The 21,105-nt window shown below is 53.0% G+C and carries 14 protein-coding genes; 12 read left to right on the top strand and 2 right to left on the bottom strand.

Annotation, left to right across the window (positions count from 1 at the left end; all coding sequences use genetic code 11):
* Window positions 1-33 precede the first annotated feature (33 nt).
* The 3 genes from EVJ23_RS12325 (at window position 34) to EVJ23_RS12315 (ending at window position 4,206) form a co-directional block, all read left to right on the top strand.
* A complete protein-coding gene (locus EVJ23_RS12325) occupies window positions 34-504 on the top strand; it encodes a competence protein ComK (RefSeq protein ID WP_070327851.1) in 471 nt (156 codons plus the stop codon).
* Between the two features lie 87 nt (window positions 505-591).
* Complete coding sequence (locus tag EVJ23_RS12320) at window positions 592-3,660, top strand: efflux RND transporter permease subunit (protein ID WP_131466155.1); 3,069 nt, start codon at window positions 592-594, stop codon at window positions 3,658-3,660.
* Window positions 3,661-3,795: 135 nt separating this feature from the next.
* Window positions 3,796-4,206, top strand: a complete 411-nt coding sequence (locus EVJ23_RS12315; RefSeq protein ID WP_131466153.1) for a hypothetical protein — start codon at window positions 3,796-3,798, stop codon at window positions 4,204-4,206.
* A gap of 26 nt (window positions 4,207-4,232) precedes the next feature.
* Here the strand turns inward: EVJ23_RS12315 and EVJ23_RS12310 are convergent, their stop codons facing one another.
* Both EVJ23_RS12310 and EVJ23_RS12305 read right to left on the bottom strand, forming a co-directional pair.
* Window positions 4,233-4,586 carry a hypothetical protein gene (locus tag EVJ23_RS12310; RefSeq protein ID WP_131441590.1) on the bottom strand — a complete coding sequence of 118 codons (354 nt, stop codon included), beginning with the start codon at window positions 4,584-4,586 and terminating at the stop codon, window positions 4,233-4,235.
* A gap of 55 nt (window positions 4,587-4,641) precedes the next feature.
* Entirely contained in the window at window positions 4,642-5,022 is a 381-nt protein-coding gene (locus EVJ23_RS12305) for a truncated hemoglobin (RefSeq protein WP_070327848.1), read from the bottom strand.
* Window positions 5,023-5,178: 156 nt separating this feature from the next.
* On the opposite strand from EVJ23_RS12305, the gene addB reads away from it, so the two are divergent.
* The 9 genes from addB to EVJ23_RS12260 all read left to right on the top strand — a co-directional run bounded on the left by addB (window position 5,179) and on the right by EVJ23_RS12260 (window position 20,739).
* Window positions 5,179-8,619, top strand: coding sequence for a helicase-exonuclease AddAB subunit AddB (gene addB, locus EVJ23_RS12300; protein WP_131466151.1), 3,441 nt, complete (start codon window positions 5,179-5,181; stop codon window positions 8,617-8,619).
* Window positions 8,603-12,205, top strand: a complete 3,603-nt coding sequence (gene addA / locus EVJ23_RS12295) for a helicase-exonuclease AddAB subunit AddA (protein ID WP_131466148.1) — start codon at window positions 8,603-8,605, stop codon at window positions 12,203-12,205. The genes addB and addA overlap by 17 nt, the downstream gene beginning before the upstream one ends.
* A gap of 114 nt (window positions 12,206-12,319) precedes the next feature.
* Window positions 12,320-12,682 (top strand): response regulator, encoded by a 363-nt coding sequence (locus EVJ23_RS12290; RefSeq protein WP_070327845.1) that lies wholly within the window; start codon window positions 12,320-12,322, stop codon window positions 12,680-12,682.
* Window positions 12,679-15,237 carry a sensor histidine kinase gene (locus EVJ23_RS12285; protein ID WP_131466146.1) on the top strand — a complete coding sequence of 853 codons (2,559 nt, stop codon included), beginning with the start codon at window positions 12,679-12,681 and terminating at the stop codon, window positions 15,235-15,237. The genes EVJ23_RS12290 and EVJ23_RS12285 overlap by 4 nt, the downstream gene beginning before the upstream one ends.
* Before the next feature lie 137 nt (window positions 15,238-15,374).
* Window positions 15,375-15,755, top strand: a complete 381-nt coding sequence (locus EVJ23_RS12280; protein ID WP_131466143.1) for a YisL family protein — start codon at window positions 15,375-15,377, stop codon at window positions 15,753-15,755.
* Window positions 15,756-15,856: 101 nt separating this feature from the next.
* Entirely contained in the window at window positions 15,857-16,858 is a 1,002-nt protein-coding gene (locus EVJ23_RS12275; protein ID WP_131466141.1) for a class I SAM-dependent methyltransferase, read from the top strand.
* Between the two features lie 104 nt (window positions 16,859-16,962).
* Complete coding sequence (locus EVJ23_RS12270; RefSeq protein WP_131458099.1) at window positions 16,963-18,456, top strand: phytoene desaturase family protein; 1,494 nt, start codon at window positions 16,963-16,965, stop codon at window positions 18,454-18,456.
* Window positions 18,453-19,931: a phytoene desaturase family protein gene (locus EVJ23_RS12265; protein WP_131466139.1), complete on the top strand. Its 1,479-nt coding sequence runs from the start codon at window positions 18,453-18,455 to the stop codon at window positions 19,929-19,931. The genes EVJ23_RS12270 and EVJ23_RS12265 overlap by 4 nt, the downstream gene beginning before the upstream one ends.
* A complete protein-coding gene (locus EVJ23_RS12260) occupies window positions 19,900-20,739 on the top strand; it encodes a phytoene/squalene synthase family protein (RefSeq protein WP_131466137.1) in 840 nt (279 codons plus the stop codon). Before EVJ23_RS12265 ends, EVJ23_RS12260 begins: the two co-directional genes overlap by 32 nt.
* Window positions 20,740-21,105 lie beyond the last annotated feature (366 nt).

Here is a 21,105-nt window from a genome sequence, read left to right as displayed (position 1 = left end):
TAAGTCATATTATACGTTTTGGAGGAAGAACAGATGACACAGTTGACGAATGATACAAGAGCGTTGGTTCCGGTATTTAATGAGTACGGTGAGGCCGAGACACTCGTCTATCAGCCTGATGGCGTGCACCGTCTGAAAGGTTCTCCGATTCACTTGCTCGAATCGGCTTGTCTCTATTATGGATCGAGTATCCAAGGGCGAATTGAAGCGGCCCGTCACGTGCTTGGTCCTCATCGAAAAACCCCTGTCGTCATGGATTGGCACGCCGATGCCGTCTTTTTCCCGACAATCGCCAAAGAGAGTCCTGATTGTGCGTGGATCAATTTTCAACATGTCACGGGCATCAAAAAGTTTGGCAACGGGACCCGGATTCAATTTCTGACCGGGGAATCGATTCAAGTCCCTGTCTCCGATCATACGGTCCAACGGCAGAAGCAGCGATCGATTGAATTATCTTATGCGTTCCAAAAACGTTTCCATAGTAGCACATTGCATCACGTTTAAGGATTGAAAACCGATTCAAACCCCTCTATGATAAAGGAGAATAGTTCATATGTGTATTTGCACATTATCCGAAAGCGAGGGGTCAATATGTTTTTTCAGAAAATGATTGAGCGAGGAAAATTGATAATTGTATTTTTACTCGTTGCAATCGTCGTCGGGGTACTCACGTTTTTTCAGCTCCCGAAACGTGAAATCCCAGAGACTAGCGTCAATATCATTCTCATTCAGACCCCATATCCAGGGGCGACCGCTGAGACGGTCGAACGGAACGTCACGAACATCCTTGAAACCGAGTTAAGAGGGCTTGAAGGGGTGGAGAACGTATCGTCGCTGTCGGCGTCGGAGTTCTCGAATATTACCGTCGAGTATGAAGACGGATTTGATCAAGGCGAGCTGCAAGCGAACGTGAGGCAGGCGATCTCAGACGCGGCGCCTCGGTTACCTGACAACGCCTTAGCACCGACGGTCAACGATTCGATCGGTCAGCTTCCGGTCGCATCGTACTTACTGACGTCGAGCGATCGCGAGTCGCTTGAAGCGGTTCGAGAACAGGTCGAACGGCTAGAAGACCGATTGCTCCGAACAGATGGTGTGACCGGGTTCACGATCAAAGGGCTCCCGGAAACAGAATTCGTCGTCTCACTCGATTCCGAAGCGCTTGGGGAACGCCAACTCGCATTCCCAGACGTCTTGACGGCAATCAACGAAGAATATAAGACGACACCGCTCGGTCGCCAATCGACGGACGACGGTATTTATCAATTGGCGATCGATAACTTGACGAACGTCAACGACATGGATCAAGTCATCGTCGGTTCTGTCGACGGTGATCCCGTCCGCCTTGCCGATGTCGGTACGGTCGAAGAGACGACAAAAGCAGTCACCGACCTCGTCTCACTCGACGGCGAACCGGCAATCTCGCTCACGGTGACAATCGAGCCAGGTCAAGACATCCCGACGCTGCAACAACGCGTCGATGAAGTCGTCGCTTCTGAAGTGGGAGACTTAGACGGGGTCGAACTCGTCACTTATTACGATCAAGCGAAAGCGGTCGATGCGATCTTCTCGTCACTTACGAAAGAATTCATCATCGCCATGATCGCAGTTATCGTCGTCACGACGATCGGGTTGACGTTCACAGGGTCACTCATCGTCAGCTTGGCGATTCCGTTGTCCTTCTTGATCGCACTCATCCCGCTCCGCTTCACGGGAGTCGATTTGAACCAAATCTCGATCATCGGGGCGATCATCGCGCTCGGTATTCTCGTCGATGACGCGATCGTCGTCAACGACAACATTTTGCGTCGCTACCGGAAAGGCGATACAGCCATGGTCGGTGCCGTTCGCGGAACGAAAGAAGTCTGGGGATCGATCGTCACGTCGACGCTCGCCGTCGTCTTCGCGTTCTTACCGCTGACACTCTTGTCAGGCGCGAACGGGAACTTTATCCGAGCGTTACCGACAGTACTCGCGTTGTCGGTGCTCGCATCGATGGTCATCAGTTTGACACTCGTGCCGATCGCACAGTATTGGTTGAACCGGAAGAAAGTGAAAGTGTCGAAGCGGGAGCCAGGCTGGCTCGGCGGACCGCTCAACCGTCTCAGTAATTTTTATGCGGATCGGTTGCTACCGGTCGTCGCTAAACGGCCGTGGACGTTTGGATTGGTCGGATTTGTCATCACGACAGCACTATACGGGCTGATTCTGTTGACACCGTTCGAGTTCTTCCCGGCTGCGAACCGACCAGAAGTCGTGACGAGCGTCACGTTCCCGGTTCAAACCGACTTAGAAGAAACAGAACGTCGCCTCCAACAGATCGAAGCCGAATTCCAACAGATTGACGGTGTTACCGAGACCGCCATTTTCGCTGGCGGTGGGCTTCCGAGCTTGTTCACCGGTGGACTCAATCAGTCGGGTGACAATGCAGGACAAGTCGTCGTCCGAGTCGACAACGAACAAATCGATGCGATTCAGTTGATTGATGAGTACACGTCGCAAATACGTGAAAACTATCCGGACGCTGAAATCTTCTTAGATACGCAGCAGCAGGGACCACCAACGTCTGCCCCGGTAGAGTTCACAATGCGCGGTGAAACGATCGAAGAACTTGTCGCGGCACGCGATACGGTCAAGGCAGACCTCGAAGAAATCGATGGCGCGCTCGTGCTCGACAACATTAAAGAACCGTTCCAGACACTTACGTACGAATTGAACCGAGAAGCGATGGCTGCCTCTGGAGTGACCGCGAAAGCAATTAGCGATCAGATCCGGTTAGTCACGGACGGCATCCCGATCGGTACGTTCGACGATGGTGTCGAACAACGCGATGTGAAAATCGTCGTCGATGCGGCCGCAAACCGCGAGGCGCTCGCCCTTGACGAGATTCTCGTCCCGGTCGACACGGAAGCCGGTCCGCCGGTCGCCCCGCTCAGTACGTTCGTCACCGAAACGACGACTGAACAGATCCAACAGATTCCGCGTGAGAACGGGGAGCGGATCGTCACGCTTCAAATCTATGCGACTGAAGGGATGGACGAAGATGCGTTCAAACAAGACGTTGAACGGATTCTCGATGACGCAAAATCAGACTTGACGAGCGATGGCATCTCGTTCGAACAGTCGGGAGCGAGCGATACGCAAAATGAGTTCTTCGTTGAACTCGCGACGTTGTTCATCGTCGTCTTGTTCTTGATTTTCTTAATCATCGCATTCCAGTTCAATTCACTTTCTTTACCGCTTCTCGTCTTGTTCACGATTTACTTGGCGATTGCCGGTGCGGTCGTCGGGCTGTTCATCACGCAGACGCCGTTTAGCTTCATGGCATCGATGGGGATGGTCTCACTTGCCGGGATCGTCGTTCGAAACGCGGTCGTCTTGTTCGAATTCATCGAGCAAGGAATTCGCAGTGGAATGTCCGTCACGACAGCTGTATACGAGGCAGGACGTGCTCGGATCCGTCCGATTCTCCTGACGGCGTTGACGGCGGTCGTCGCGTTACTACCGGTCGCGTTCGGTGAAGACCCGCTCTTCAAACCGCTCGCCATCTGTATCGTGTCGGGAATTCTGTTCTCGACCGTACTGACACTCGTCCTTGTTCCGGCTTATTACTTGATCTTGGCGAAACGTCGCCATCGGGATAAACCGTTCACGGATTGATCAGCAAGCGAATCGGCGCCCGGTCCAAGGTAGGACCGGGCGCCTGTTTGTTTGTCTCGTCAAGACTGATGTTTTCGTCAGATGTTGTATGGGTATAATATGAAGAGATACTTCAGCATATTGGAGGGAATATAGATGAACGATTCATACACTTGGTTAAATCGTCGTAAGATCCGTCCGGCCTATAGCGCGACCGGGGCTCGTACATATACGAGCGAACGTGTCGTCCGACCGGATGCCGCTCGTGGAAAGCGAGTGACAGACGTCAAGCGGGTTCGCCGGCCTTACACGGATGAATATGGAAACCGCCGCTATACGACAGGACGCGTCGTCGTGACGGACGCGGCCCGCAAAGCACGGGCGAACGGTCACGGTGAGACGGCCGTTCAACTTGAATTGTCGGTTCCGACAACGTACGAACGTGTCAAAAAGATGATTCCGACGAAGAAAATCCTCGTGCCTGCGATGGCTGGGATCGCCGTCGCCGGAGGAATCGCCGGAGTGATTTACGCGCTTCGCAAGAAAAAACGAAACAAGAAACAATAAAAAAAATCGCCCGCGGGCGATTTTTTTTATTTGAGTCGATCGGCAAGGATCCGCTTGAGCTGTTGCTCACCGAGTTTTTGCATCTCTGCTTCGTTCTCTTCGTCGTAGGCATCATCTGTGAAACGCCCGACAAATTCGACTTTCCCGTTTCCAAGTTCACGGAACACGAGGTTTTTACGGTCGTGATAAAAGACGACGCGATACTCCCGTCCGTTCTTCTGTGTATAGTTGAACACACCTTTGATGTGGTCCATGTTCTTTTCTTCGGGTAAATCTTCTTCCTCATCCTCTTCAAGGACTTCGGCGAGGACTGCCGTAGGTTCTACTTCTTCCGTTTCCTCTTTAGCTGAAACGGTCTCTTTTTTCTCTTCTTCTGTCATGAAAACCGACCTCCTTTGCTTACTTTCCTATCATACCCGCTTTTTTAAATGATGACTACTCAAAATGGTGCGAGCAGACGCGGATGACGTTTGACGACGACATGATCAGACGTTGAAACAATTGTCGCTTGATCGCTTCCGGTGCGTCGACCGTCTTGAGCGCTTGTTCCATACACCCGAGCCAATGACCGGCGTGTGTTTCTGAAATCGGATGATCGCGGTGGATCATCGCCAAGTTGCCGCCGCCACGGCGTTCCGTATACAGTTTTGGGCCTCCGAGCAGTTGCGTCAGAAATTCGAACTGATGTTGTTTTACCCGGTCTTTGTCGTCTGGAAACAGTGGCAACAGTACGGGATCAGCGTAAACGAGTTCGTAAAAAGCGTCGACGAGCTGTTGGACGCCGCGTTCGCCTCCGAATTGTTCATATGCACTCATAGTATTCCCCCTCATACGTTCAGTCTAATCGATTTTCGAACGAATAGGATACGAGAAGGCTGTGTTTTTTTCTTACAAGGTAGCCGGCAGGTTTCCCTCTACAAACAGCAGGCGATACGTCATAATAAAAGAAAAAGGGAAGGGGTGTTCGCCTAAATGACGGTCACTTTTCATGTCGGACGATCGGGTAGCGGTAAGAGCGAGCGGATGATCAATCAAGTCATTCAAGAGCTGAAGCGCGATCCGAGCGGCCCGACCATCTATATGCTTGTCCCAGACCAAATGTCGTTTGAAATGGAACGGAAGATGGCGATGACAGACGGTTTAAACGGATCGACGCGGATTCAAGTGCTGTCGATGCGTCGTCTCGCATTCTTGATCATGCGCGATCACGGTGTCGCGACCGAGCAGTTTTTAGACCAGACAGGGACCCATCTTTTGTTACGGCGTGTCGTCGAGATGAACGAGGAACGGCTGACGCTGTTCCGACGCACGATGAACCAGTACGGGTTTTACGAAGAGCTGAACGAGTTGATCACGATGTTGAAACGCGGCCTCGTCGAGCCGGAGCAGTTGCTTCGCCTGAGCGAGCAAGACCAACATCGGGCCTTGAAGTTGCAAGACCTGTCCATCCTCTATGAAGGCTTCTTGACGATGACGGCCGGCAAAACGCTTCACGCCGAAGACTACTTCAAAGTGATGTTGCAGTTGTTACCGGAAGTCGATTTAACAGGGACTCACTTTTATGTGGACGGGTTCAACGAGTTTTCGGAACAAGAGCTCGCGGTACTCGTCGCTTTAGCCGAGAAGGCGCCGCTGGACGTCTTGTTGACGGTCGACCCAGACTCGCTCTATCGTCCGCACCCGTTGTTCGGACCGACACAGCGGACGCTGATGCGCTTTAAAGAGCTGCTCTCAGAACGTCAACTTTCGTCGACGGATGAACCGTATCATGGGGTGCATCGCTTTAAACATCCGAGTCTCGCTTATCTCGAGGCGACGTTCGGGCAAGTGACGGCAGCGCCATATACGCGGCCGGAAAATCAAGTCGCCTTGAATGCAGCCGTCGACCGGACCGTGGAAGTAGCGGCCGCTGTACGCGAGGTCACACGACTTGTCCGCGAAGACGGCTACCGCTTCCGAGACATCGTGTTCATCTCAAGGTCACTTGAAGAATATGGAGATTTGGCGTCACAAGCGCTTCAAAAAATGAACTTGCCGTTCTTCCTGGATGAACGGCAGCCGATGCTCGATCATCCGGTCGTCGAGTTGTTGAAGGCGACGATCGAAGTCGCGCTCCGCGGCTACCGGGAAGAAGCTATATTCCGCGCGTTGAAGACCGAGTTGATCGTGCTCGACCGAGATCATCGGCGTACGTCTGTCGATCGGCTCGAGGCGTTCGTGATTGAGCGAGGCATCAAACATTATCACTGGCATGACGAGTGGCAATTGAAACGCCGGGCCGAAGATGAGGCCAAGTTGACGGGGGAAGAACTCGATACGGAGACGGCACTCAACGCCTATCGTCAAACCGTCGTCGAAACGTTCGATCCGCTCCTCACCGATTTAAAAGCGGCCAAGACGATGCAGGCCTACACGCACGCCATTTACGCTTTTCTGGACCGAATCGACGTCTCGTCATGCCTTGCCCATTGGCGCGAAGAAGCGCTTGAGGCATCACGCCTGATTGAAGCAAGAGAGCATACACAAGTATGGGACGCCGTCCTCCATCTTCTCGAGCAACTCGAGGCGGCTGCGCCGGAAGAGATGCTCTCGACGGAACTGTTCCTGCAAATGATGGACACCGGCCTCGATAGCCTACGCTATGCACTCGTCCCGCCGTCACTCGATCAATTGACGGTGACCGATTACGTGCGGGGGCGTTTGATTGATAAAAAAATCGTTTTCTTGCTCGGTGCCAACGAAGATCAAATCCCGCTCGTCGCGACGCAATCGAAACTGTTGACGGACCACGATATGGACTTCATGCATGAGAACGGTGTCCGGGCGGGGAAAGCGACCGAGCACTTGTTTGACGATGAGACGTACTACTTGTATAAAGCGTTGACGGCGCCAAGCGACCGGTTGTACGTCAGTTACGCACTCGTCGACCGGAGCGGGAAAGCGATTCAACCGGCGAGTTTCATCGCTGACGTCAAGGCGAGACTCGGTAACGGCAAGGCCATCAAGACCCACTTCGCAGAAGCGGGAGAGCATCGCCCGACAGATCAGCTCGCCTTCATCACGAACGTGAACCAGACAGCGGCCGTGACGGCGCTCGAGTTGCAACGGCTCAGCCGTCACTACCCGATTCAAGAGACGTGGTTCACTGTGTACAACGAACTGTTGAAGCACCCGGAAGGACGCGAACGAATCCGACTGTTGACGAGCGCGCTGTTTTATCAAAACGTTCCCGAATCCTTGCCGGAGTCGGTCGCGAAGTCACTTTACACGAACTCGATTCGGGCGAGTGTGTCCCGCCTCGAGACGTTCCAAGCCTGCCCGTTTCGTCATTTTGCGAACTACGGCTTGCGTCTGAAAGAACGACGGCTCTATCGGCTCGAGGCACCGGACATCGGTAACTTGTACCACCGGACGATCGAGCATATGTCTCAAACCGTCAAGATGGACGGGAAAGAATGGCGTGACGTGTCGCCCGACCAATGTGCGACACTCGCGGAGTCGGCTGTCGAACTCGTCACACCGGAGATTCAAAATGCGATTTTGATGAGTTCGAACCGCTACGGTTACTTGAAGAAAAAGCTGACGGACGTCGTCAGTAAGACGGCCGAAGTATTGATCGAGCAGTCGAAACGTGACGGGTTCGATCCCGTCGCGTTCGAACTAGCGTTCGGGAGTGGCAACTTCCCGCCGGTGTCGTTCACGCTCAGCAACGGGGCGACGTGTGAACTTGTCGGCCGGATCGACCGGGTCGATACGGCACAGGTTCATGATCAGCTGTACGTCCGCATCGTCGATTATAAGTCGAGCAAACGGGAGATCGACTTCGCTGAGATTTATTATGGTTTGGCGATGCAGATGCTCATCTATTTGAAAGTGTTGATCGAGCAAGCAGATGCTTGGGCGAAAGGTTCCGTGGAACCTGCAGCCGCGCTGTATTTCCACGTCCACCGACCGCTCGTCACACCGGCCGAGACAGATGCCGAAACCGAGCGGAAAGTGCTCGAATCGTATCAGATGCAAGGGTTGCTCGTCGACGATCCAGCCATCCTAGAGGTGATGGACAAGACGGCGAAAGGGGAACAGAAAAAATCGATCGTCATTCCGGTCAAATATAAGAAAGACGGGACGCTCGATGCGAACACGACGAAAAAAGTCGTCTCACCTCCTCAGCTCGAGCAGTTGATGGACCACGCGCTCGACCTTGCCGAGACGAGTGTGGAGGCGATGTATGATGGGAAAATCGGTGTCGAGCCTTATGAATATAAAGAGCGGCGTCCGTGCCAGACGTGTCCGTATCAAAGTGTCTGTCATTTTGACGAGGCGCTCGCCAACGAGCCCCGTCAGCTGAAAAAGTTAGATAAAGAAGAAGTTTTGTTTAAATTAGGAGGTGACGCCGATGAAGTGGACGAGTGATCAACAAGCAGCCATCGACGCACGGGGGTCTCATGTACTCGTCTCGGCGGCAGCCGGTTCAGGGAAGACGGCCGTGCTCGTCGAACGGCTCGCAAGCCGTTTACTCGATGAAGCGGACGAGTTGACGGCGGACCGTATGCTCGTCGTGACGTTCACGAACGCCGCCGCGGCCGAGATGAAACGACGGATTGCTAAAGCGCTCGATCAGGCGCTGCGGGAACATCCGGAAAACGACTATATACGAAAACAACGGCAAATGCTGAACCGGGCGCTCATCACGACGATTCATTCATTCTGCTTAGAAGTCATTCGTGAGAATTACTACTTGCTCGACCTCGATCCGGCCTTCAAGATCGCCGAGGAGCGGGACTTGGTGCTCTTGCAAGACGATGTGCTCGAAGACGTGCTCGAAGAACAGTACGGTCAAGAAGATAGCTCGTTTTTCGCACTCGTCGATGCCTATACGTCGGACCGTGGTGACAGTGAAATCGAAGAGCTGATCCTAGGTTTGTATCAATACGCGCGAACCCTTCCGGATCCGGAATCGTATTTAGATGAGCTGGTCTCCCTTTATCAGTTTGAAGGCGACCCTGACGAGGAACGGCTGCTCGTCGAATTCGGGCAGTTGCTCTGGGTCGATATTGAAAAGGCACTTCGGCAACTCCGGCGTGTAGCGATCGAACTCCGGCTTGCCGGTTACGAGGCGCAATCGGAAAATGTATCCAAAGCGATTTTCCCGTTCCAAAACATCGACGAAGACACGCTCAAATGGAGCGAACTCGAGACGGCGTCCCGAGCGGTCAAATTCGGGACGATGAAATCGGTCCAGAAAAAAGACGAGCATCACATCTATCACACGGTGTTGAAGCCGGCCTATGACCAAGCGAAAAAACGGCTTGTCGATGCGGTCGGTCAAGCGAGTGTCAGCGGAGCTGATCATTTAGACGTCTTGCTGTCGCAGCGTCCGCTCGTCGAGACGCTCGTACGTACCGTCCGGACGTTCGGGGCCGCTTACGAGCAAGCCAAGCGGGACCGCGCTTTCGTCGACTTCAGCGATCTCGAGCATTACGCGCTCGCCATACTACGGGACGGGGATGCCCCGTCCTCGGTCGCATCGCTCTACAAACAGCGATTCGCCGAAGTATTGGTCGATGAGTATCAGGATACGAACGAGATCCAAGAGACGATCATCGGACTCGTCAGCAATGAGAGTGAACAGCTCGGCAACTTGTTCATGGTCGGGGACATCAAGCAATCGATCTACCGGTTCCGGCACGCCGAGCCGAGGTTGTTCATCGAGAAAGCGACGCGGTTCAAACAAGCCGGTTCGGGGCAACGGATCGACTTGTCTCAAAACTTTAGAAGTCGCTCCGAAGTGCTGCACGGAATCAATGACCTATTCATTCAGTTGATGGACGAAGAAGTGAGTGAGATCGAGTATGACGAGGCGGCACGTCTCGTACCGGGTCGGGCGTATGAAGAACTCGAGGCAAGTCCTGAACTCTTGATCGTCAACGGAGAAAGCCGGGACTTATCGAAACAGGAGCTTGAAGGCCGTGCCATCGCCACACGTATATTAGAGCTCGTCTCTGGTGATGAGCCGTTCAAAGTGACGGACGAGGCGACCGGATTGCTTCGTTCCTGTGAGTACCGTGACATCGTCATCTTGGTCCGTTCGAAAAAAGAGCGGGTCGAGCAGTTGATGGACATTTTGACACAGTATAATATCCCGGCTTATACCGATTCGGACGGTGGCTACTTCCAAGCGACGGAAATTCGAATGATGTTGTCGCTCTTGAAGTTGATCGACAACCCGCTCCAAGACATCCCGCTCGCCGGGGCGCTCCGGTCACCGATGTTTGGTTTCACCGATCAAGAGCTGGCTAAGATTCGCTTAGAGTCGGAAGCGTCGTTTTTCGATGCACTCAAGGCGAAAGCAGACGATGACGACGAGCTTGGATTGAAATGTGGGGACGTGCTCGATCAGTTGTCGGAATGGCGTACGTTCGCCCGCAACCACAGCTTGTCGGAGTTGATTCAGCAAGTGTTCAACGACACCGGGTTTTACGATTTTGCCGGCGGACTGCCGGGCGGGAAAGGGCGTCAAGAGAACTTGAAGGCGCTCTATGACCGGGCCCTCTCCTATGAACGGAGCGGCTACCGTGGGTTGTATCGCTTCTTGCGGGTCATGGACCGGCTTCAAGATAACGGTGAAGATTTATCGGAAGCACGTTCACTCGGAGAAGAAGAGAACGTCGTCCGCATCATGACGGTCCATAAATCGAAGGGGCTCGAGTTTCCGGTGACGATCGTCGCCCAACTCGGCAAACAGTTTAATAAACGTGATCAAATGCAGCGTATCATCTTCCATAAACGATACGGCATCTCCCTCGACGCGATCGATGTCGTCACACGGACGAGAACCGAGACGTTCGTGAAAGAGATGATTCGTCGCGATCTCGATGCGACGATGAAAGCCGAAGAGATGCGCGTCTTGTACGTCGCGCTGACCCGGGCAAAAGAAAAATTGATCTTAGTCGGTACGGTCGCAGAACCGGCTAAACAGATCAACCAATGGCTGCAGGTCGAAGCGACGGGTGAGACGTTGTCCGCTGACGCACGACGCGAGGCGAAGACGTATCTGGACTGGGTCGCGCCGGCGCTCCTCAAACTAGAAGGCGCGGTACCGTTCATCGAGGAGATGGGCTTACCGGTCTTTTCGCCGATACGGGAAGCGACGAACTGGACGTATCGCATCATCGGACAAGACGATTTGGCGGAAGTGGCCACACTCCAAGCGATGATGGCCCAGCTTCATCATGTGCAACAGTTCGAGGCGATTGATTTTCCAGTCAAAGACGAAGAAGCGACGATTCAAGTCGTCAATCGAGCCTTTTCGTACAGCTATCCGGCCCAAGCCGCGACCGAGACGGCAGCGAAACAGACGGTGACGGAATTGAAACGAGCGATGCAACTCGAGCAAGCGGCGTTCGAAGACACGTTCCGCCCGAGCGATACCCCGTATCGGGAGCCGAAATGGAAGCAGACGAAGCAGACAGGTGCCGAGCGCGGGACGACGCTACATCTCATCTTCCAATTATTTGAGCCGACTGAACCGCTCGACATACAAATCGACCGGTGGGAAAATAATGGGATGCTCGGTCCGGTCGAGGCGGAGACGGCACGGCTAGCGCTGCCTGAAATCGAGTCGTTCTTCAACTCGGAGATCGGTCGGGCGCTGTCTGAAGCGCTACAAGCCGGGCGAGGATGGCGCGAGCTGCCGTTCACGTATACGGTGCCTGCGGAGCGAGTGAATCCGACGGCGACGTTCACGGACGAGCACGTGTTGATTCAAGGGATCATCGATTGCCTGTTCTTCGATGGTGAGACGTATGTCCTGCTCGACTATAAATCGGACTCGGTTTTGTTCGCGAGCGCGTCGCGAGAAGAGGCAAGACAGTTGCTTCGTGACCGCTACGCTGTTCAGCTGTCGCTCTACCGCGAAGCGATCGAGGCGATTTGGAATATCCAAGTCGGGACGACGGTCATTTATTCTTTGGAATTGCAGGAAACTGTTGTACTATAATGTAGACGATATGATTGTAAAGGTGTACGGTTATAAACCGTGCATCTTTTATTTTTGTGATTACGAAATAGATTAGGTAAAATAATGGAATGAGATAATAATGGAGGAAACGTCATGGTGAAAATTCTACTAGCAGAAGATGAAGAAGTATTGCGCATGCTCGTATTAGATACGTTAGAAGATGAAGGATACGATATTGATGAAGCGCCAGACGGTCTTGAAGCCTATCGGCTGATCGAACAGAACGAGTACGACCTCGTGATTGTCGACCATATGATGCCAGGAATGACAGGTCTTGAAGTCATTGAGAAAGTGAGGAAGTTGCCGGGACGTCAACATACGAAAGTGATGATGTTGACGGCGAAGAGCCAACAATCTGACCGTGATTGCGCGAATGAGATTGGGGTCGATTATTTCATTTCGAAGCCGTTTAGTCCGCTTGAACTTGTGAAGATCATAGGAGGCATCGTGAAGTGAATAAATGGTTTAAACAAAAACTAGGACGTGACATCATGACCGTCCTATATTCGTTCCTCGCGCTCGCGCTCGTCGGATCGATGATCATGTACGTGCAGATGGAAACACGGGTCAGAGAGAATGAAGCCCGTCTCCAACAAGTCGATGAACGAATCAACCGATTGAATACGCTTTGGGACGAATGGCAGAGCGCGCAGTATGACTCACGGGGCTACTTGCTGTTCGGTGATGCGGAGGCGCTCGAGCGGGCCCAAAGTAAAGAAAATGAGTTCCAACAAGAAATCAACTGGTTCAAGGGTGCTGTCGAATCAAAACAAGGTGAGATCTTCGCAGCCGACCTACAAACCTTTCACGATTTTTACTTCGATGTGATCATGCCGGTCACGGCGGAATATGGTCAACTACGAGCGTCCGGGGAAATCACCGAGAATACGATTGACCCTGAAACCATATTGGCGTTGCCGACGGCCGAACGGTTGATTGAACAAGGTACCGTGCCGTACAATCCGGAACGCGGCATCGATACACTCGGTCCGATCCAACAGATCGAATCGTCACTCATGGACTACAAGGCGTTGATGAACAGTGAGAAAAACAGAGTGTACGCCGACTGGAAAGTGAACAATGATGTCTTACAGTTCTTATGGATTGCGAGCATCTTCTCGTTCGCGGCGTTGATTTTACTATTCGTCCAACCGTTCTTGCGTCGTCAGTCCCGTCTGATCTCTCGCCTGTCGGTCGCATCTGACCGCTTACTGAAAGGTGAGATCGTCGACTTGAGCGATCAAATGGAGCGCGAAGACGAGATCGGGACGATGTCCCGTTCGTTCAATAAGATGGCGGAGACGCTCCGTGAAAATGAACGTCACTTGATTGAGAAGAACCATGAGTTGCAGGCACAACAAGAAGAATTGATCGCCCAGCAAGAAGAGCTGCAAGCGCAGCAACAAGAGCTTGAAGAGATCTTGGAGCAGACGCAACAGAACGAACAGCACTTGGCGTACCGAAACGAATTGACCGAGACGCTCGCGGCTCGCGATTCGTTGACGGCTTACCCGGAGATCATCGAGAAACTTGTCGCCATTACCGATTCAGAAGTCGGGGCGCTCGTCTTCCTCGATGCGACAGGCTCGTTCTCTATCACGAGCCACGGGCTGAACGAGACGTTGTCGCGTAAATTGCTCGATAGCGAGAACTCCGTGTTGACGCGGGCGATGACATTGCGGACGACGGTCCATTCGTCGAAACAAGTCGCAAGCGACCATCCGCTACCGTATCCGTACTACATGTATGAGACGGCCGTACCGGTCCACGACCCGACCGATGATTCAATCATCGCCTTCATCTATCTTGTCCGTTACAAAGACCGCTTCACGCAGACGCAAATGGGCGATATCATGTCGTTCGCACGTCAGCTGTCGTTGTCGTTACTTCGGATGCGTCTGTTTGAAGAGATGACCCGTGAAAAAGGCAAGACCGAACGGATCCTCGATTCAATCCGTGAAGCTGTCATATACGTCGAACATTCAACCGACGACGTGTTCGTCAACCGGCCACTTTACGAGATGTTCCCAGAGCTCGATGCGATCACATCGAGTCAGCTCGCGGAATTGTCTTGGAACGAGTGGCGGGAGACGATCGCGACGACGGTCGACCAAGACGATGACTTCATGACATATACAGACCGTCTGTTCACAGACGACTTCCCGCACGACAGTGTCAGTTTCTCGATCCGTAAAGGGGAGATGAACTTACAGATGTATGCCGAGCGGATTGTCGTCGGCGGTTTGTCGAAAGGGACGCTGCTCGTCTTCCGTGATATTACGAGTGAGACCGAGGCTGAGCGCTTGAAGAGCGAGTTCATCTCGACGATCTCGCATGAGTTGCGGACACCGTTGTCTTCGATTTATGGGTTCACCGAGCTCATGGTCAAGAAACAGTTGCCGAACGAGAAACAGGCGAAATATTTGCAGACAATCCACGCTGAGACGGAGCGGTTGACGCATCTCGTCAACGACTTCCTCGACGTACAGCGCATGGAATCAGGTAGCCAAATGTATGACCGGGAACAGCTCGATATCGAGCCGGTCATCCAAGACATGATGACGTTCTACGAAGCGTCGTCATTGAAACACAAGTTCGAGCTTGTCACGGTCGACGACCGACCGTACGAACTGTTCGCAGACTGTCAGAAGTTCAAACAGCTGATGAGTAACTTGCTCTCGAACGCCGTGAAGTACTCACCGCGTGGCGGGAAGATCACGGTCGAGCTCGCCCATCACGACCAATCGATTTCGATTAAAGTGAAGGATCAAGGGATCGGCATTCCGAGCGACGCCCTCGATCGTCTGTTCGATAAGTTCTATCGGGTCGACAACTCGGATAGTCGTGAAATCGGCGGCACGGGACTGGGTCTCCCGATCTGCCAAGAGATCGTGCGCGGTCACGCCGGTCAAATCCATGTCGAGTCCGTCCAACATAAAGGCTCGACGTTCACCGTTGTGATTCCGAGCTTCGAACACGCTATTCGGGAAGAAGAACAAACGACGGCTTGATCAAAACAAGAGGAGGAGACGTGCCGTTCAATCGTGACAGGCACGTCTCTTTTTTGTGGTGTAAATGCGGGCTTGACCGAAAAGTGGCTTGTTCGTGTACAATAGTAGTTGTACATAATAAAAAGGGGGATTTTTAAATGCCATTGACAGCATTTCTACACACGCACGTCACGAGTTGGATTTTATTACTCGTCTTGTTCGCTGTCGCCTACATCGGCTACAAGAACGGAAACAAGAGCGGCAAGATCGCGCATATGACGTTTCGGCTCATGTTGCTCATCGCGTTCGGCACAGGACTTTATTTGTACTTGCAACTGAACGGAGGCGGCATGTTCTACCACGTGAAAATCACGGTTGGATTGCTCGCACTTATCTTCGGTGAGATGACGCTCATTCGTTTGAAAAAAAGAAAACCATCGGGCGCTATGTTTGGCGGCTTCGTAGCACTGTCACTCGTGACGATCTTTATCGGTTACGCGTTACCGTACGGTCAGTCGTTCTTCAGCAACTTTATTTGAGTCACATCCCACTTCACACATCGAAGTGGGAATTTTTTGTTTGTCCGCAAATTATTAGGGGAAAATAAAAAAATCAGTGATAACGATGATGAGGTGAAACAATGGATCAACAAATGAATGAATGGTCGCGTGTATTACATGCGCGTAGATGGATGAAGCAAACCGAATCGTTCTTGCCGTTATGGCACGGCTATATCGGCTACAAATACGGATTGTTCGACGCGCTTCAAGGCGGGGCGAGCTTCGCTGAAATGACGCTGCGCTTGAAGCAGCCACTCACGAAGCTCGCACTCGAGCGTTGGCTAGAAGTCGGGGTCGCCGTGCGCCATTTGAAGAAGAAAGGGTGGCGCTATTTTCCGACACGTAGCTTGAAGTATCAACTTTCGCTCAAAGACGAGCGCAGCATCGGGTTCATGCTTCAAGAGATGATGGAACTTCATATCCCGGCACTCATCGCCTACCCAGACTTTTTAGAGTCCGGCAAACAGAAGACGTTCGACGGTGCGACACACGGGAAAGTCGTCGCTCAAACGTCGACGCTCGTCGAAACAGTCGCTTTCCCGGTCGTCCAACAGCTGCTCCGCCAAGCGGACGTCAAGACGATGCTTGATATCGGATGCGGCCACGGGGGCTATTTGCGAAAACTCCATGGTCTTGAGCCGGATTGGAAGTTGACCGGCATCGACCTCGAGCAAGAAGTCGTCGAAGAGGCACGTGAGCAAGATGAGACGGGTGAGATTCGTTACGAAGTGGCCGATTTCATGGAATGGGATCACGACGAGCGGTTCGATGCCGTCATGATGAACAATATGCTTTACTACTTCTCGCCCGAGCAGCGGATCGGACTGTTAGAACGGATGCTCAGTAATCTCGATACGGCAGGTGTCGCCGTTCTCGTCACACCGCTCGCGGAGTCACCGCTCGGCGCCCGCTTCGCTTCGGCGTTCAACGCGTTCATGACGCTCCACGATAACCTCCATCCGCTCCCGACGACTCGTCAGTTGCGCCGGCAATTGGAACAGGTCGGCTTTGAGAAAGTACGTTTCATTCCGTTTATACCGGAAGGATCTTGGTATATCGTCATCGCCGAACGAGGAGATTGAAACGTCCAGCGCACAGCGAACCGATTCAGATTTGAACTTGTGTCCAGTCATTTCTATAATAGAATAGAAGCATAAGAGACTTTTCACATAGGGAGTTGTTCAACGTGTCGGAAAAAAGAGTCGCAGTGATCGGTGCTGGGCCAGGTGGGCTTGCTGCCGCAATGATCTTGTCGAGCCGTGGTGTGGATGTAACCGTATTTGAGAAACAACCGTTTGTCGGTGGACGGACGTCACGTCTGCAAGTCGGGGAGTTCGCGTTCGATCGTGGCCCGACTTTTTTGAATATGCCGTATATTCTTGAAGAGATGTTTGAGGAGACGGGACGGGATTTGGCTGATTATGTCGATATGAAGCGATTAGAACCGATGTACGATCTTTACTTTGATCGCGGACAAAGCGTGCTATCGATGACGACCGACCGCGACCAGATGCGTCAATCGATTGAAGAGATGTTCCCCGGAAACGGTGAAGGGTATGACCGGTTCATGGCCGACCAGGCGGTCAAACTATCGAAGCTCATGCCGGTGCTCCAGACCGCCCATGATAAGCTGACGGATTACGTGTCGACACGCGTCTTGAAGGCGCTGCCGTTCCTCTCGATCGGAAAATCGCTATACGACGTGCTGTCTGAATACTTTACGAGTGAAGAACTCAAATACTCGTTCACGTTCCAAGCGAAGTACCTCGGGATGTCGGCTTGGGACTGTCCGGGCGGGTTCTCGATCTTGTCGTATATGGAACACGCTTACGGCGTCCATCACCCGATCGGCGGGGTGAACCAACTCTGTTCGGCGATGGCCCGTGTCATCGAGGAGGAAGGCGGGACGATCCGGTTAGGTGAAGCGGTCGACCGTCTATTGCTCGACGGGAAACGTGTCAACGGACTCGTGGCGAACAACGTCCATTACGCGTTTGACGAAGTCATCGTCGGAGCGGATTTTGCCCATGCGATGACGACGCTCGTACCGAGCGATACGCTCACGCGCTGGAGTCCGAAACAGCTGAAGAAGAAGCGCTATTCTTGCTCGACGTTCATGCTCTACCTCGGACTCGATCGCGTCTACGATGAGGTCGGCCACCATTCGATTCACTTTGCGGATGATTATGAGCGCAACGTCAAAGAGATGACGCAAGACTTGAAGCTGAGCGAGGATTTCTCGTTCTACGTCCAAAACGCGTCACGGATCGACCCGACGCTCGCGCCAGCCGGCAAGTCGTCGCTCTACGTGCTCGTCCCGGTGCCAAACAATCTGTCAAACCTTCCTTGGGACACGCTCGAGGAAAAGATGACCGAACTCGTCTTAGACGCACTCGAGACACGTTCGCCTTACCGGAACGTCCGCGATCATATCGAAGTGATGCAGGCGCTCACCCCGAACGATTGGGAAGCGTTTGGGGTCTACGAAGGGGCAACGTTCAACCTGGGACATAACTTGTCGCAAATGATGTACTTCCGTCCGCACAATCAGTTCGAAGAGCTCGACCATGTCTGGCTCGTCGGCGGTGGGACGCATCCAGGCAGCGGACTGCCGACGATTTTTGAATCGGCACGAATCACGGCCAACTTGCTTCGGGACCGGGCGGGTGTCGGACGATGAACATCAGTTTTGTTGGTGCCGGTATCGGATCGCTTTACGCCGCCTTGTTGTGGACTCATAAGCATCCGTCGACCCAAGTGACGATTTATGAGAAAGAGGACCGGGTCGGTGGGCGGCTCAACTATGTCGAGTTCGAGAACGGTGCTCGCATCGATGAAGGACCGACAATCGTCTTGCTGCCGAGCAAGCTGAAGAGCCAACTGCAAGAAGCAGGGTTTCCCGAACAGGAACTCGAACTGCTCGAAGTCGATCCGCTCTATCGCCTCCGTTACGAAGATGGGACGACGTTTCATAAATATCACGACATCGATCGTCAAGCCGAAGAGATTGAACGATTTTTCGGCGAAGGCGACTCGTTCCGTCGCTACATGGGGCAAAAGCGCGAGGAATACAAAATCGGTTTTGACACGTTTTTAAACCGAGGCTATAAAGGCAAGACCGACTTGTTCGAGCCGAGACTGCTCATGTTGCTCATGCGCCTGAAAGCGTATGAATCGGCTCATGAGAACATGAAGCGGTTCTTTAAAGATGAGCGGCTCCGGGTCGCCTATAGTCTGCAGACGCTCTACATCGGCGGCAATCCTTATGAGACGCCGTCCCTGTACGGCTTGATTCCATATCGCGAGCAAGAGGAAGGAATCTGGTACGTAAGAGGAGGATATTTCTCGCTTGCGACGAAGTTAGAACAAGAGCTGAAGAAGCGGGGCGTCACGTTCAAGCTGAACTCGCCCGTAGACCGCGTCCGCGTCCAAGACGGCCGTGCTAACGCCGTCGTCGTCGATGGCGTCCCTCATCCGTATGATGCGGTCATCGTCAATGGAGATTTCCCGCTCATGGAACGTCTGATCGATGGAATCAAGCCGAAAGCGTACGAACCGTCGAGCGGCACACTGCTCCTCTATTTCACGGTGGACGGCGAGATTGAACTCCCGGTCCATCAGTTCGATTTGCCAAACGACTTTGCCGGGTCGATGCGTACGATCTTTGAAGATGGTAAACTGAGCAAGTATCCGGCGATGTATACGTTCAATCCGTCGCTCATCGATTCGACGCTCGCACCAGTCGGGACGAGTGTGCTTTATGTCCTTGTGCCGGTACCGCGCAAGTTAGAGCGACAAGATTTTGAACAGAGCGGGGCGATTGAACATCTCGTGTCCCGGATCGAAGGGATGGTCCCTAAATTTAGAGACCGTGTCATCGAGATGAAAGTCCGGACACCGATGGACGCGGAACGGTTCGGGTTGTTCGAAGGCGGAAGTTTTGGGATTGCCCCGAAACTTTCACAGTCGGCCGCATTCAAGCCGCAAGCCCGACCATACGCTCAAATCGAGCGCCTCTATGCCGTCGGTGCCTCCGTACATCCATGCGGTGGTGTCCCGATCGTGATGATCGGCTCACAGTTGTTAGTGAAAAGAATGGAAGAAGAAATGGGGGCATTGTACCATGACGAGGCAAGAAGCGTATCGTCAATGTGAAGAAGTGATGAAGAAAGGCTCGCTCACGTTTTATCGAGCCTTCTCCCTGCTGTCAAAACCGGACCGCCAGGCTGTCGCCGCGGTCTATACGTTTTGCCGGACGTTAGACGATGCTGTCGATGAGTCAGAGTATCCTGAGGAAAGTTTGACCGCATTTCTGGCGGAGTTCGACCGCTTTTTAGCCGGCAACGACCCAGACGGCGCTCTTTGGATTGCTTTACGCGACGTTTGGCAGCGCTATGACATGGACGTCGAGCCGTTCTTCGAGTTAGCGGAAGGCATGAAGTGGGATTTACATAAGACACGTTACACGACACTTGAAGAGACGGAACAGTACGGTTATTATGCGGCCAGCACCGTCGGTTTGATGTTGTTACCAATCCTTGTCCCGGACGCGAATATGGAAGCGCGGCAACAACTGAAGCAAGGCGCGATCGACCTCGGTATCGCCATGCAGTTGACGAACATCCTTCGCGACGTCGGTGAGGACTTGAACCGGGACCGGATTTATGTACCGCGCACGCTCTTAGCGCAACACGCGATGTCAGAGACCGATCTGTTCGAACGGAAAGTGACGCCTCAGTTCGTTGAAGTGTGGGAGACGATGGCTACCCGAGCGGAGACGCTATACCGCAGTGCCCGTGAGACGCATCACTTGTATCCGGCGACGAGCCGAAAGCCGGTCCAAGCAGCGGCGCTCCTCTATGAAGGCATATTAGACGCGGCCCGAAGTAACGACCATGATGTCTTTACGAAGCGCGCTTACGTATCGACACTTCAAAAAGGAAAGCTGTTAGCGAGACTTTGAAAGAGACCCGATTGCGAGAGCAATCGGGTCTCTTGCTGAACATACTCGAGCCTGTAGACACCGTCTGCAGGCTTTTAGGATACAAAAAAACCACTTTTGGCGGGGGACCAAAAGTGGCGTAAGCGTTATGTGATCCGTTCATCGGGGAAACGAACGAATCGGACGTGATGAACCCTAAAGATGTGCCTCGTTTCATGGGGAATGAAACGATGGGGCATCTTCGCTGAAGTAGGATGCTTGATGGACTAAGGGGGAACATCAGATGCATGCTATTCCAGCAACGGGAAACGAGTGGGGAAACTCGCTCATCACTTTTTTCTCGGGTGTGACAAGTTCAAAACGCGATTGGCTCGGGGAAGCCATTCG

The organism is Exiguobacterium sp. SH1S1, from assembly GCF_004337245.1.
GTDB lineage: Bacteria > Bacillota > Bacilli > Exiguobacteriales > Exiguobacteriaceae > Exiguobacterium > Exiguobacterium aurantiacum_A.
The sequence above is the reverse complement of the archived record's forward strand: the minus strand, read 5'-3'. Positions and strand labels throughout refer to the sequence as shown.

Bases quoted from the DNA above. Each gene is read 5' to 3' on its own strand.
- EVJ23_RS12325 (WP_070327851.1), top strand. From the start codon at position 34: ATGACACAGTTGACGAATGATACAAGAGCGTTGGTTCCGGTATTTAAT.
- EVJ23_RS12315 (WP_131466153.1), top strand. From the start codon at position 3,796: ATGAACGATTCATACACTTGGTTAAATCGTCGTAAGATCCGTCCGGCC.
- EVJ23_RS12280 (WP_131466143.1), top strand. From the start codon at position 15,375: ATGCCATTGACAGCATTTCTACACACGCACGTCACGAGTTGGATTTTA.
- EVJ23_RS12275 (WP_131466141.1), top strand. From the start codon at position 15,857: ATGGATCAACAAATGAATGAATGGTCGCGTGTATTACATGCGCGTAGA.
- EVJ23_RS12305 (WP_070327848.1), bottom strand. From the start codon at position 5,022: ATGAGTGCATATGAACAATTCGGAGGCGAACGCGGCGTCCAACAGCTC.
- EVJ23_RS12260 (WP_131466137.1), top strand. From the start codon at position 19,900: ATGACGAGGCAAGAAGCGTATCGTCAATGTGAAGAAGTGATGAAGAAA.
- EVJ23_RS12320 (WP_131466155.1), top strand. From the start codon at position 592: ATGTTTTTTCAGAAAATGATTGAGCGAGGAAAATTGATAATTGTATTT.
- addB (WP_131466151.1), top strand. From the start codon at position 5,179: ATGACGGTCACTTTTCATGTCGGACGATCGGGTAGCGGTAAGAGCGAG.
- EVJ23_RS12290 (WP_070327845.1), top strand. From the start codon at position 12,320: ATGGTGAAAATTCTACTAGCAGAAGATGAAGAAGTATTGCGCATGCTC.
- EVJ23_RS12265 (WP_131466139.1), top strand. From the start codon at position 18,453: ATGAACATCAGTTTTGTTGGTGCCGGTATCGGATCGCTTTACGCCGCC.
- EVJ23_RS12310 (WP_131441590.1), bottom strand. From the start codon at position 4,586: ATGACAGAAGAAGAGAAAAAAGAGACCGTTTCAGCTAAAGAGGAAACG.
- addA (WP_131466148.1), top strand. From the start codon at position 8,603: ATGAAGTGGACGAGTGATCAACAAGCAGCCATCGACGCACGGGGGTCT.